General features: G+C 32.9%; 9 protein-coding genes and 2 pseudogenes. 4 read left to right on the forward strand and 7 right to left on the reverse strand.

Annotated features, from left to right (window positions below; all coding sequences use genetic code 11):
* The first annotated feature begins 9 nt into the window (after positions 1–9).
* Positions 10–561, forward strand: coding sequence for a sulfatase-like hydrolase/transferase (locus AC0L5U_RS08755; RefSeq protein ID WP_473415863.1), 552 nt, complete (start codon positions 10–12; stop codon positions 559–561).
* On the forward strand, positions 552–1,469 hold the full coding sequence (locus tag AC0L5U_RS08760; protein WP_473415864.1) for a sulfatase-like hydrolase/transferase: 918 nt from the start codon (positions 552–554) through the stop codon (positions 1,467–1,469). The genes AC0L5U_RS08755 and AC0L5U_RS08760 overlap by 10 nt, the downstream gene beginning before the upstream one ends.
* 154 nt (positions 1,470–1,623) lie before the next feature.
* Here AC0L5U_RS08760 and AC0L5U_RS08765 read toward each other — a convergent pair.
* Positions 1,624–2,860, reverse strand: a pseudogene (locus AC0L5U_RS08765) (ABC transporter permease).
* 9 nt (positions 2,861–2,869) lie between these two features.
* Between AC0L5U_RS08765 and AC0L5U_RS08770 the strand changes: the two are divergent.
* Entirely contained in the window at positions 2,870–4,147 is a 1,278-nt protein-coding gene (locus AC0L5U_RS08770) for an exo-beta-N-acetylmuramidase NamZ family protein (protein WP_473415865.1), read from the forward strand.
* Between the two features lie 176 nt (positions 4,148–4,323).
* On the opposite strand, the gene AC0L5U_RS08775 is transcribed toward AC0L5U_RS08770, so the two are convergent.
* The 3 genes from AC0L5U_RS08775 to AC0L5U_RS08785 all read right to left on the reverse strand — a co-directional run bounded on the left by AC0L5U_RS08775 (position 4,324) and on the right by AC0L5U_RS08785 (position 7,000).
* Positions 4,324–5,160 carry a sterol desaturase family protein gene (locus AC0L5U_RS08775; protein ID WP_473416224.1) on the reverse strand — a complete coding sequence of 279 codons (837 nt, stop codon included), beginning with the start codon at positions 5,158–5,160 and terminating at the stop codon, positions 4,324–4,326.
* A 476-nt stretch (positions 5,161–5,636) separates the two neighbouring features.
* The gene (locus AC0L5U_RS08780; RefSeq protein ID WP_473415866.1) at positions 5,637–6,227 is read right to left on the reverse strand and encodes an acyltransferase family protein; all 591 of its coding nucleotides are present in this window, start codon (positions 6,225–6,227) and stop codon (positions 5,637–5,639) included.
* A gap of 278 nt (positions 6,228–6,505) precedes the next feature.
* A complete protein-coding gene (locus AC0L5U_RS08785; RefSeq protein WP_473415867.1) occupies positions 6,506–7,000 on the reverse strand; it encodes a YkgJ family cysteine cluster protein in 495 nt (164 codons plus the stop codon).
* Between the two features lie 51 nt (positions 7,001–7,051).
* Here AC0L5U_RS08785 and AC0L5U_RS08790 point away from each other — a divergent pair, with 51 nt between their 5' ends.
* Positions 7,052–7,747, forward strand: a complete 696-nt coding sequence (locus AC0L5U_RS08790; protein ID WP_473415868.1) for a class I SAM-dependent methyltransferase — start codon at positions 7,052–7,054, stop codon at positions 7,745–7,747.
* Here AC0L5U_RS08790 and AC0L5U_RS08795 read toward each other — a convergent pair.
* From AC0L5U_RS08795 to AC0L5U_RS08805, 3 genes and pseudogenes are all read right to left on the reverse strand, one after another.
* Entirely contained in the window at positions 7,744–8,394 is a 651-nt protein-coding gene (locus tag AC0L5U_RS08795) for a hypothetical protein (protein WP_473415869.1), read from the reverse strand. The genes AC0L5U_RS08790 and AC0L5U_RS08795 overlap by 4 nt on opposite strands.
* 271 nt (positions 8,395–8,665) lie before the next feature.
* Positions 8,666–10,396 (reverse strand): TonB-dependent receptor, encoded by a 1,731-nt coding sequence (locus AC0L5U_RS08800; protein ID WP_473415870.1) that lies wholly within the window; start codon positions 10,394–10,396, stop codon positions 8,666–8,668.
* 75 nt (positions 10,397–10,471) lie between these two features.
* A pseudogene (locus tag AC0L5U_RS08805) lies at positions 10,472–13,509 on the reverse strand (tetratricopeptide repeat protein).
* Between the last annotated feature and the right edge of the window lie 91 nt (positions 13,510–13,600).

Consider the following 13,600-nt stretch of genomic DNA (forward strand, 5'->3'; position numbering starts at 1 on the left):
CTTTTTAAGATGAAAAAACACGCAACTTTAATTCTGCTCACAACATTAGTTTTTATTGGATTAACTCACTTTTTGCAAGCTCAAAACTCTGGAACACCAAACGTAATTGTAATATTTATTGATGATGAAGGCTATGGCGATGTGGGATGTTACGGCGCAACAGGTTTTGAAACACCCAACCTAGACCAAATGGCAAGCAAAGGCATGCGGTTTACTAATTTTTATGCGGCTCAGCCTGTATGTAGTTCTTCGCGAGCAGGGCTTTTAACAGGATGCTACCCAAATAGAATTGGATTTTCAGGGGCTTTATTTCCACATCATAACATTGGGATTAATTCAAAAGAACTCACTATTGCAGAACTGTTTAAAGCACAAGGTTATGCAACAGCTTGCTTCGGAAAATGGCATTTGGGTTGGCAAAAGAAGTTTTTACCATTACAACACGGTTTTGACGAATATGTTGGCTTGCCCTATTCTAATGATATGTGGCCACATAGCAATATTACGGGGAGAAACTACCAGATAAAAAAGGACGTTCTAATTTCCCAGAATTGCCTTTAATAGAAGGAAATGAAGTTATCGAGAACATTACAAGCCTGAAAGATCAAGATAAACTAACGACACTTTTTACAGAAAAGGCGGTTGATTTTATTAATAGAAATGCAAAAAAACCATTCTTTTTGTACGTGCCACATTCTATGGGACATATTCCTCTGGGAGTTTCTGACAAGTTTAGAGGTAAAAGTGAGCAAGGGTTGTATGGCGACGTGATGATGGAAATCGACTGGTCTGTTGGAGAAATAAGCAAAGCTTTAGAGCAAAATAATATAACAAATAATACAATTTTAATTTTTACATCAGATAATGGGCCTTGGCTGAATTTTGGAAATCATGCGGGTTCTTCGGGAGGTTTACGCGAAGGGAAAACCACGAGTTGGGAAGGCGGTCAGCGAGTACCATTCATCATCCGATGGCCAGGTAAAACTCCCGAAGGTACTATTTGTAATAAACTGGCATGTGCTATTGATTTGCTACCAACATTTTCTGCGATTTCTAACGGTAAATTATCGAATAATAAGATTGATGGTGTAGATATTTCATCACTTTGGAAAGGTGATTTTAAATCGGAACCCAGAGAAACAATATTGTATTATCATGGTAAGAACAATTTAAATGGTGTACGAAAAGGCAATTGGAAACTAGTATTACCCCATACTTGGAGGTCTTACAACACTAAACCTGGCAATGATGGATTTGGTGGTAAAAGGATAAAAATGAGTATTGATAAACCAGAACTTTATAATATGATGCGTGACCCTGGGGAACAATATAATGTTTATGACAATTACCCAGAAAAAGTAAAAGAACTTATGGAAGTTGTAGAACTGTCTCGTAAAGAACTTGGGGATTTAAATGTGGGTATTGAAAAAGGGAGTGGTAATAGGGCTATTGGGAGGGTTGAAGATTAGGAGAAAAACGCTGGTAAGCAACAAAATTTCTACAATACCAAAACTTAGCAAACAGGTGCGTTAGGGATTGCAGAGGAAAGCCCATAGCGAGGCACGAGCGAGGACTTGGAACGGAAAGCCCGACCCCTTTTCGGGGTAACGCCCAAATAAAAAATTATTCGAACCTTATGGCTTTTACTGGTGATATTTTAGTTATGATGTACGAGGGCACCAAAAGCATGATGAGACATAGCGCTAATGTCCCAAGGTTTAACCCTAAAATATAACTTAAACTGATGTAAACAGGTGCTTCGGTAACGTAATACACATCTGGGTTCATTTCGAAAATCTTGAAGCGTTTTTGTGCAAATAAAATGCCTAAACCAATGATGTTCCCCCAGAATAAACCAAGTAGTATTAAATAGGAAGCGTTGTATAGAAATAGTTTCCGGATGCTCCAATTGGAACTGCCTAGGGCTTTTAAAATCCCAATCATTTGTGTGCGTTCCAAAATTAAAACCAAGAGTGCAGTTATCATGTTGATACCTGCTACCAATATCATAATCCCGATGATACCGTAAATATTTTTATCGAAAATTTTAATCCATTCTATAATGGAATAGAATTTTTCGTTTACTGTAGAAGTATTTAGGGTTGATGGGGTGTTTTGAAAAATTTCTACGCCCATGCGGTCTAAATCATCATAATCGTCAATAAAAACTTCGAAGTTACCTATTTGATCTTCATCCCACTTATTAATACGTTGTATATGCCCTAAGGTTGCCTATTAAGTAAGTTGCATCAAAATCTTGAAATCCAGAATTGTAAATGCCAACTATTTTAAAACTGATGATGTTTGGTGGTTTTTCGGTATCGTCCTTTAGGAAATACATTTGGAACTTGTCGTTGACTTTAAAGCCCAACCTGTTGGCTAAATATTTAGAGATTAAAACTTCTTCGCTCCACTTGGTATCGAAACTTGGTATGCGCCCTTCTACTAAATATTCTTTAAAATAATCCCAATTATAATCTGAACCTACGCCTTTTAAAACCGTACCCTCAAAATCTGTTTCGGTTCGTATTACCCCGAATTTGGTGGCCACAGCCTGAATGTGCTTTACACCTTCTATAGCTTTAAATTCTGGATAAAAGTCTTGTACCTTAGAAATAGGCATTACACTTTCTTGGGATGCGTTGCTATCGTAATTTGTAATGGTTGCATGCCCATTAAACGCCACTACTTTATCACGTATTTTTTCTTGTAGCCCAATGCCTGTTGCAATAGCAATCATCATCACAACCAAACCAATAGCAATTGCAGCAATTCCAATTTTTATTATTGGTGCCGAAATACTACTTTTATACGCTTTACTACCAATAATGCGTTTAGCTATAAAATACTCGTAATTCAAAATTATACTATGGGTTTTAATGTTTTCAAAAATACAGTTTTCTCGATAATTACTGGGATTGTTTTAGTAATGATTTCTTGTGCTTCTAAAGGGAAAAATGAGAATGTAGCAAAGGATGAGGTTCTGAAACAAGTTCGGGATGATAAAGCCATTATCGTGGGTGCCAATCGAACAGAGTTATATTTACCTTTATTAAAAGGTAAACGCGTTGGGATTGTGGCAAATCAGACTTCGGTTGTTACACTTAGTTTACCGAATTTGGACAATCCTGAATTAAAGACAGATACAAGTTATCATTTAGTAGATTTTCTGCATAGTGATAAGCGCATAAACGCTGTTAAAGTATTTGCCCCAGAACATGGCTTTCGTGGAAAAGCAGATGCTGGAGAACATGTTGAGGATGGCATTGATATTAAAACGCAACTTCCATTAGTTTCTCTTCATGGAAAACATAGAAAACCAACACCAGAATCATTAAAAGATTTAGACATTATTATATTTGATATTCAGGATGTTGGCGTTCGTTTTTATACTTATATTTCTACATTACATTACGTTATGGAAGCTTGTGCCGAAGCGGGAATTCCTGTGCTAATTTTGGACAGACCAAACCCTAACGGACATTATATTGACGGCCCTACTTTAGAAATTGAAAACAAAAGTTTCTTGGGAATGCACCCTATACCATTGGTTCACGGCATGACTATTGGCGAATATGCGCAAATGATTAATGGCGAAAAATGGTTGAAAGATGGACTTCAATGTAATATATCTATTATTCCTATAAAAAATTATACGCACGATACTTTTTATAGTTTACCAATTAGACCTTCTCCTAATTTACCAAACGATCAATCCATAAAACTATACCCTAGTCTTGGACTTTTTGAAGGTACTAATATAAATGCTGGTCGTGGTACTGAATTTCAATTTCAGAGATTTGGTGCTCCGTTTTTAGATAAAGAAACTATGACGTTTACATACACACCAATCCCTAATTTTGGTGCAAAACATCCTAAGCATAAAAATGTAATGTGTTACGGTAAGGATTTAAAAGATGAAGAATTACATGGTGTTATGACACTTAAATGGGTAATTGAAGCGTATCAAAATTCAACAGATAAATCAAAGTTTTTTAATACGAAGAATTTCACGACACATGCTGGAACTGATAAATTACAACAACAAATTGAAGCCGGTTTATCTGAAAAAGAGATTAAAGCAACTTGGGAAAATGATTTAAATGTTTTTAAAAAAATGCGAGAACAATATTTAATTTATCCTTAGTTTCTTTTACGTTAAGGATTGATGCGGCATCCTTTTTAAAACTTTGAAGAAAAATAATATATAAATAAGCTTTTAGCTTAGTTGATTGCCACAGTTATTGCAACTCTGCAATGACTTTTTTAAAAAGATATAGCGGAAAGCCCGACCCTTTTCGGGTAACGCCCGAATACAAAAAATCAACTATCTGAATGCATTGTTGGTTTGTCGTATTTCTGAAATGGTTGTTTTAATAGTTCTGCAATATTTCCATTCTTTTTTTCATTAGGGAAAACATCTACGCCATATACTATTTTACTTGCATCTAGTTTCATGTAGGTACCAAATAATCTGTCCCAAACGGAAAAGATATTGCCATAATTAGAATCAGTATATGGTAAACGGTAATGGTGGTGTACTTTGTGCATGTCTGGAGAGACAATAACGTAGCTTAAAATAGTATCTACCTGCTTTGGTAACTTTATATTGGCATGATTGAATTGTGTTGCTACTGCAGATAAAGACTGATATAATAATACCAGCGCTATGGGTGTTCCAATAATAAATATACCTATTAGGGTAAATACATACCTAATAACGCTTTCTAGTGGGTGATGGCGATTTGCTGTTGTAGTATCTACGTTATGATCTGTATGATGTACTAAATGCACCATCCAAAGAGGTTTTACTTTATGCTCTATTAAATGAGGTAAATAAGAGCCTATAAAGTCCATGAGTAAAAGCCCTAGAACTGCATAGAGCCACAGCGGCATTTCTGGAAGCCAATTTATAATTCCGAAACTGTTTGAAAAAACCCAATCTGATGATTTCAGTAGTAAGAACGCTAATGGTAAATTGACTAAAATGGTAGTTAATGTAAAAAATATATTAGGTATTGCATGTTTCCATTTTTTATATGGTTTACCAAAAAGCGGCATTACACCTTCTAGTAACCAAAAAAAGGTTAAACCACCTACTAAAATAATAACACGATGATGGGATGGAATGGTTTCGAAGTAGTTTAATAGTTGCTCCATTTGCAATTTATTTTTCAATAAATATACAATACTAATACAAATTATTGACGCATAGTTATCGTTAACTACTATACTTTTTTTAATCCATCTTCGTGTTGGTGTTTCAATGTATTTAAATGAAAGGTAGCCAATAATACTGGTAAAAATTAAAAATAAAACCAGCAATAACTTTGTGGGATAATTGCTCAATGGCCTCAATAAGGCTTTAATAGGTTCAATTCTATCATATATAAAAAACAACATTATAATATGAATGAGTACCATATGCCAGATGTAGATTGAAAATGACCAATCTCCTAATTTTCTTAATAGTTTAATGGCAAAAAACTTATTAATATTATTACTACCATATGCTGAAGATAATATTATAAGAGAAAAAATTATTACTGTTGCTGTGTCATAAAACTCAATATACATAAAAGTAATTGCTACAACTACTAGTAAAAACAAAGTCCATCCATTACCAAATAAATTCGTTACTTTTTTCTGGTAAATACTTGCCAAATAGCCATACCAGCAATGAATCCAAAAATTCCTCTTAGGGTTCCATAATGCCAATTTACATCTAATGTTTTTTTGTTTGGATCTGGAGGATAGTTCATAAAGGGCTCCGTTGAGGATAACATAAATTCAATACAAACCCAGCCTGATACTGCTATTAAAAAAGCAACAATCCAATTTTTATAACCTAATTTTTTAAATAAGACAAAAAGAAACGGAAACAATACATAGGCCCACCATTCTGCACTTAAACTCCATGCGGGAGCATTAAATGTATCAAAATCAAATATTCCAACTGTTTGTAAAAAAGCTAACTGAACTGGTATAGCATCTAAGCGGTAAAGATGCTGGTTATGAGCTGGTAAAATTTCAAATTTACCTATTGAAAAAATGAATAAAAAAATTAAAACCTCAGCTATAAATGTTAAAAAATGAAGCGGATATATTCTGGCTAACCTCGCTATCAAAAAAATTTTATAGTTGGATTTTACCACACCAGTTTTAAAAGTATTTTCATAGACATAACACATGATAAAACCGCTCAAAATAAAAAACAAGTCTACCATGAGATAAAACTTATCGATAACAACTGCTTCTTTATAGGGTACTATTGGGCCTAAAAAAATGAAAGTGTAAAACAGCAACTAGAATAGCTGCTATTCCTCGAAGCGCCGTTAAATTGTGTAAATAGGGTTTGGTAGTCATCTTTAGGTTTTGGTATTGGTATTGGTTTACACCAAATTACCTTCAAAAACATCACTAAGAAGAACAAATGAACTTTTTATAACAACTAATTGAATATGAGCATATTGTATTATAATTTGAAACTATAACACCAAGATTTTCATGTCTTTATTCGATCTTTCATAGCCTCAACAATATTAAAAGCGGCTGGACAAATGGCAACATTCTTTAATGTTAAGTTTGAAATTTGTTGAAACTTTTTTCTATCTGTATGTGGAAATTCTCTACAGGCTTTTGGGCGAACCTCATAAATAGAGCAATAATTATCTGCTCCTAAAAAGGTGCATGGTACACTTTGTAAAACATAATCGTCATCCTCATCAATTCGCAAATATTGCTCTATAAATTGTTGTGACTTCATTCTAAAATGTTTTGCTATTCTATCTACATCTTTATCTGTAAATAGTGGTCCTGTGGTTTTACAACAATTGGCACATTGCAAACAATCGGTACGTTCAAACTCCTGTTCATGCAATTCTTGCATGGTATAATCCAAATTTTTGGGAGGTTTCTTTTTAAGCTTTGCTAAAAATTTCTTGTTTTCGTTATGCTTATCTTTGGCGAGCTTTGGGAGATTATTGATACTATCTTGCATGGTGTAAAAATAACATATTTCGTCTTTACAAGGACGCTCAATATTAAATTAATGAAAGACCTTTTCGGACAAGCCTTATTAGATTACCAAAATGGAAATTACACCGAAGACATTATAACTTCTACAAGTATTTCAGATGAAGATGTGCTGCCACTACCCTATTTGTTTCGTGGTTTTAAAGACATGCCGAAAATAGAACAAAAAGCTTTAAAATTATCCAAAGGAAAAATTTTGGATGTTGGTTGTGGTGCTGGCAATCATAGTTTGTGTTTACAAGAAAAGGGGTTGCAAGTTACAGCTATTGATATTTCTAAAGGTGCTATTGAAGTGGCTCAAAAACGAGGTGTTTTGAATACCAAAGTTTTAAGTCTTCTAGATGAAACCGAAACTTTTGACACAATTTTACTGTTGATGAATGGCACAGGAATTTTTCAAGAATTAATTCAGGTTTCTAAATATTTGACACACTTAAAAAGTCTGCTAAACCCAAACGGACAAATTTTAATTGATTCTTCGGATATTAAATATATGTACCAAGATGAAGATGGTGGTTTATGGATAGATACCAACGCTAATTATTATGGCGAACTCGATTATTTTTTAAGTTATAAAGGCGAAAAGGAATTACCTATGAAATGGTTGTATTTAGATTTTGACACTTTGAAATTGGTTTGTAAAACTGTGGGTTTGAAATGTGAGTTGGTTTTAGAAGGGGAGCATTTTGATTATTTGGCGCGGTTGAGTTAGTTTTTAAGAGTTTCCTTGATATACTTTCTCAATAATTTCTTGTAGTATTTTCTTAATTCTTTTTTTAACTCATCTTCTTTAATTTCCTTAGAAATATTCATTCCATTTAAAAATATTTTAGTTTTTGCTCCTTTTTTAGGCATCATTGAAAACTGTAAATCTCGAATCGTATCATTATCAAATACAATTTGGTCAACTTTATAATAATTTAGTTTTAGTCGAGATGCAACAACGTAATCAGGATTTTCAAATATAGTGTCCAAATAAGCTTCAATTTTATATTGCTCCATTTTGATTAAAACATCTTCTTTACTCATATTTACTTTTAGTCCAGATTTAAAAAATCTTAAGTTTCCATTTGATTTATTATAATAATATCTGGCTGGAGGAGATGTTGCCATAAAAACAATTATTACTGGCAGTAATATAAAAATTGGATGGATACTTATCTTTTCAATTCTTAGTTTTTCATAATCTTTTACCCTTTTCATATAATAATACGAAAGTGGTAAAACCGATAAGGCAATCAAATCAGAATAATCGACAACTCTTGTTATTTTTATAAACGTTATAGAATTATATACATCAATGAATCCTTGCGAATAAGGAGATTTCCATAACACAAAAAACAAGCCTGTAAAAATCACGTTCCATTTAATCGCTTTTGGAAATAAAAAGTCAAAAAGAATGGAAAAATTAATAAACCAACAAAATCAGAAAGTTTACCAGTAACCCAATTAGAAAACTCCCATTTAAAAATATGGTCATTTAGCAATAGTAAAACTAATCCAATTATAAAAATGTAGTTTAATAAGTAGTATTTACGATAAGACATATTATTTAATTATGGATTATTCTTGCCTTAGTAGAAATGACAAAAAAACTAGACCCTGAAACAAGTTCAGGGTAACACTAGTGTCAAAAATCAAACTTAAAAGTAGCCCCAGCCAAAAACTGAATGCTCTGAACAGGCGTATTTTGCCAACGCTGATAAGCGTTATTTGCAATATTATTCGCTTTTGCAAATACTGATATTTGGTCGTTAATATGATACCCTACATGAGCATTCGCATCAAAAAAGCTATCTAAAGTTACCGTAAATGGAGAGGTAACAGTTACCCCATCATTTAAAAAGAATTGATCTTTACGCTCTCCTGTATAAATTAAATTTGCGCCTGCAAACCAATGTTCGTCTATTTGATAATCTAAAAACAACGAGCCTTTTACGTCTGGTAAATTCCAAGCTTCAGCTTCATCATCGGTATTGTAACTAAAATATTCTGCTTTTATACCTAGTTTAAAGTTTCTGTTTACATCAACATTTAATTCCCCTGCAACTCCAAAAGTAGAAACATCGTCATATACAATCCCGAATGAATTTCCGTAGGAATACGACTGGTCTGTCATTAAAGTAATGTCATTATTTCTAAATAAAGCCCTATTTCTATCTGCTTTATACAATCCGTTTACGCTATAACTCATGTTACTGGATAATTTTCCTTTTAAACCTATATAAGCATTGTATTGTTGATCTGTTGGTGCAATAAAAAGTGTTGGGGAAACGAATGGATTTTCGGATGCAAAACCATGGTATGAATTCTGAATTAAGCCACCTTCAATCCCTCCAAAAGCAATCAATACATCATCAACTAATCGGTAAGATGCGGTAACGTTCGGATAAATATATATTGTATTATCTCCCGATTCTCTATCGTTTAAATAATTAATAGTAGCACCCAAATTCACAGTTAAATCATCTTCTTTTAATTGATAGGTTGGTGTAACACCAATAATAAAATTACCATAATTTAACTCGTTATTTACAGTATAACTTCTATCAAATGTCCCGCCTAAATAATCAACTATAAAATCTGTTGAAATCTCTTCTCCATTTACAGGAATATCAACTTTGGCTTTGGCTATAAATCGATTTTCCCCTGAGCCTTGATTGTCAGAAAATCTTCTAAAAAAGAAACTTCCAGAATTGATATAGGTGTCTTCAAAATTAATATCTCCGCCAAAATGCACACTCGAAAATGCATGATCTGTATCTATTCCATCTGTTTGCGCTGCCATAATTTGAGATGTTGGCACACCATACCAATTATATAGTTGATGCTGAAAACCAGCTTCAACATTCCAAGCTAAATCTCGTAAACGTGATCCGTAATTCACATTAATTTTTGAATTCGAAAAATTATCATCAAACTGAACGCCTTCAATACCTCCTGCCGATGAATGATGACTGAAATATCCGCCAACACTTTCGGTGCGACTAATAGCATGATTTAAATACACCTCTCCTAAAATAGTGGTGTAAGTACCAACACCAAGCGTTGCGTAATTATCGAAAAGTTTTACTGGTTTTGCTTTCTCTACCGTCGCCGCTTTTCCTTTTGCTGGTGTAAATGTTGAAGCTACCGGAAATGAAAAGATATTGTATTGAATTTCTTTTTTCTGAAGCGTTTCTTCATCTTCGGCATTAGGAACTTCTTTTACTTTAAACGCATCAGATATTGATGGTGTGTATGGTTTTACAACGTCTATAACTCCTGTTTTAATAGTATCTTTTACTTTGTCTTGTGAAAAGAAAAGAGAAGTATTACATGTAATTAGTGCGACTAGAATATATTTAATTTGCTTTCGCATATGATTTAGATTTACAATTTTTGATTTACGATTGACGATTTATTTTTTTACTGAATACTGAGACTGAAAACTTTTTTAATCTTCTGGTACAATTGATGAATTTGTTTTTGCTTCTTCTCGTTTAATTCTACTTAATTCTACTTTAGCTTCATCAACAACATCATCAAACTGCTTAAAGTTTTCAATAACACTTTCTAAAATATAGGTTGCTTGGTATGCATCTTTTAAAGCATAAAAGTTTTTCGCCATAACAACTAATCCTTTAGCGCCATAATATTTATAACCCGAATAATCTTTGGCTAATTTTTGAGCCGACGTGTTTGATGCTTTATAGTTTCCATCTTTATGTTTAAAGTAAGCATCATAATACAATGCTTCGGCAGCAGTTTCGCCCGTGGCAACTTTTTGAACTTTTTTATAAGCAGATTTTGCTTTTGCTTCATCTCCTGTTTTTATGGCAGAACGTGCAATAATTATATGTGCGTCACTTTTAATTTTATTATCAATTTTTGAGCTTTTCAATACTTTTTCAGCATAAGCAACTGCATCATTATAATCATCCAATTGATAATATGCTTTCATTAAATTAGACTGGGCAAATACAACATTCTGCGGAAAATTAGCTTCTTCTTCCAATCGTTTTAGCAACGGAATTGCTGCATTCCAATTTTTATTTCCCAAATGATATTGTGATAAACGCGATAACGCTTCCTCGGTAAATTCACTTCTTGAGGCATCCACCACATGTTTATAATGTGGTGCGGCATTTTCGATTAAATCTTTCTTAAAATATAATTGTGCCACATAAAAATGAGACTGCAAGCTGTGAATACCGTTTGGAAAACTATTTAAATAGCCATTAAATTGTTTGATGGCAGCATCAGTATTATTTTCTAAATATTGTTTTTCTGCGGCTTCGTAAGTAGCATTATCTAAATCGGCATCGGTAACCTCAACATAATCTAGTTTTTTAACCCAAGCGGCATACTCATCTACACGACCTAAATCGATATAAATTAAACGCGCTGTTGAAACTGCTTGAACAGCTTCTGGTGTACCAGGATAATTACTTGCTACATTTTTGAATTTTACTAAAGCTGACTCGTTTTGACTAGCATTATATTTTATTAAGCCTTGACGTAATAACGCTTTTGGCACGAAAGAACTCATTCTGTATTCTGAACTCAAACGATCGTAAATTGCCATGGCATCACTTACTTTATTTGCTTTTACATAAGAATTTCCTAGTTCATACATCGCATCATCACGCAACTTAGATTTTGGATATTCACTAATAAAAGTTTCTAATTCTTTGATTTTCTTTGAAGTATTTCCGGCATAACCTGTGCTTATGGCTTTTTGAAAAAATGCATAATCAGATTCTACTTCATTCAATTTAATAGCCTTATTGTAAGCATCAATAGCATTATTGTAATTACTTGATACAAAATAGCCATCGCCTAAACGTAAGTAAGCATCATTCAACCTTACCTTATCTTCTTTACGTTTTGATATAAATTGATTAAAATAATTAGAGGCTTGATCATAGTTTTTCAACTTAAAATATGTGTAAGCCAAATTGTAATCTAGGTTTTCTAATTCTGGTAAAGTCATACCAACAGATTGTTGTTTAAACTGTTTAAAACCAACTAATGCATCATCATAATTTGTAAGATTATAATCTGCTTCGGCTTTCCAGAATGTAGCTCTTGCAGTAAATTTTTCGTCTCTTTGTTCATCTAGAGATTTATCAAAAAGAGATTCTGCCTCCAGATATTGATTGTCATTATACAGTTCTAACCCTCTAAAAAATGCCACTTTTTGATATGCAACTTTGTTTTCAAAACTGTTTTTACCTTTTAAAAGATTAAGTGCTTCTTCATAATTTTTTGAAGTGATATACGAATCAATCAATAACGTTTCAATCTCTTCTTTGTAACTTGTTTTTGGATATTTATCTAAATAACCTGCTAAAACCTGAGGTACCGATTGGTATGGATTCCCTATTTCGTAACTAATCTTCGCATAATTTAACCACCCATCTTCTTGAATTTTCAAATCGAAATCCATTTCTGATGCATTTCTAAAGGCATTTAAAGCTTCTTGTTTTTTATCTAGTTTGATATAGCTTTCTCCTAAATGATAGTAAGCGTTTTGTGCAATACTATTTGTACCTCCAATAATTTTATTGAATTCTGAAATTGCACTCTCATAATCGCCTTGTTTATAATGTGCATATCCAAGTTGATAAAAGTCTGTATTATTCCATTTTGCTGTTCTATCTCGTTTTCCTTTTTTCCTTTGTAAGCTTGCAAAAACGGGATTGCCTCTGTGTATTTTTCTAAGTTGAAATAACTTTCTCCTATAATTTTAGATAATTCTGACACTTCTTCTTCTTCACTAGAATCTAGTCTTTCTTTTGCCAATTTAATAGCCTCTTCAAATTTCCCCAGCTTAAAATTTAAATCTGCTTGATAATAAGATAATTTTTCTTTGTAGCGTTCTTTATCATTTACTTGCTCAAAATATTCATTGGCTTTATCGTAGTCATCTCCCTCATAAGCCATAAAACCAATATAATATTTTGCCTGAGAGCCATATTCTGGAGAACTTTCAACCTTACTTAAATACTTTTTGGCATCTTTATATTGTTTAGTAACAAAAGCGGTATAGCCATTATTGAAGTAAAATTTTTGACGTTCTTTTCTTGATAATGCATTTTCGTCAACTCTATCATACCATTTTCTGGCATAAGCATATTTTCCGTTGGCGAAATAATAATCTGCTACATCCACAAAAGCAGTATTTCGCTTTGTGCTGGTTGGGTATTCTTCTACAAAATCGTTAATAAGTTGATCTGCATTTTGTTGATTTAAACGTACTGCACAGTTAGCAATATAGTAGGTGCATTCGCCTTTTAAACCTTCTTTAGTAGCCGATTTTCTAATTTGAGAAAAGAGCGATTGTGCTGCTTGGTATTGCTGATTATTATAAAGGCTCAATGCCTTTTGATAATCTACCAAACTATTTGTATAAACCGCTGATTGTTGTGCTATGACTTGAAAACTAAAGCTAATAGCTATGATTATAGAAATACTATTTTTAAAGTTCATTTAGTATTTGATTTTGTTTGATGAATTCAAAGATAAATTAATATCAAATCTATAACGCAACAATCGTGCTAGAATTATAAACGGAGTTATT

The sequence above is a fragment of the Jejuia sp. G7-7 genome, from assembly GCF_055808955.1.

Coding starts and splice junctions, on each gene's coding strand:
- AC0L5U_RS08785 (WP_473415867.1), bottom strand. CDS start 7,000: ATGCAAGATAGTATCAATAATCTCCCAAAGCTCGCCAAAGATAAGCAT.
- AC0L5U_RS08780 (WP_473415866.1), bottom strand. CDS start 6,227: ATGGTAGACTTGTTTTTTATTTTGAGCGGTTTTATCATGTGTTATGTC.
- AC0L5U_RS08755 (WP_473415863.1), top strand. CDS start 10: ATGAAAAAACACGCAACTTTAATTCTGCTCACAACATTAGTTTTTATT.
- AC0L5U_RS08775 (WP_473416224.1), bottom strand. CDS start 5,160: ATGGAGCAACTATTAAACTACTTCGAAACCATTCCATCCCATCATCGT.
- AC0L5U_RS08770 (WP_473415865.1), top strand. CDS start 2,870: ATGGGTTTTAATGTTTTCAAAAATACAGTTTTCTCGATAATTACTGGG.
- AC0L5U_RS08790 (WP_473415868.1), top strand. CDS start 7,052: ATGAAAGACCTTTTCGGACAAGCCTTATTAGATTACCAAAATGGAAAT.
- AC0L5U_RS08800 (WP_473415870.1), bottom strand. CDS start 10,396: ATGCGAAAGCAAATTAAATATATTCTAGTCGCACTAATTACATGTAAT.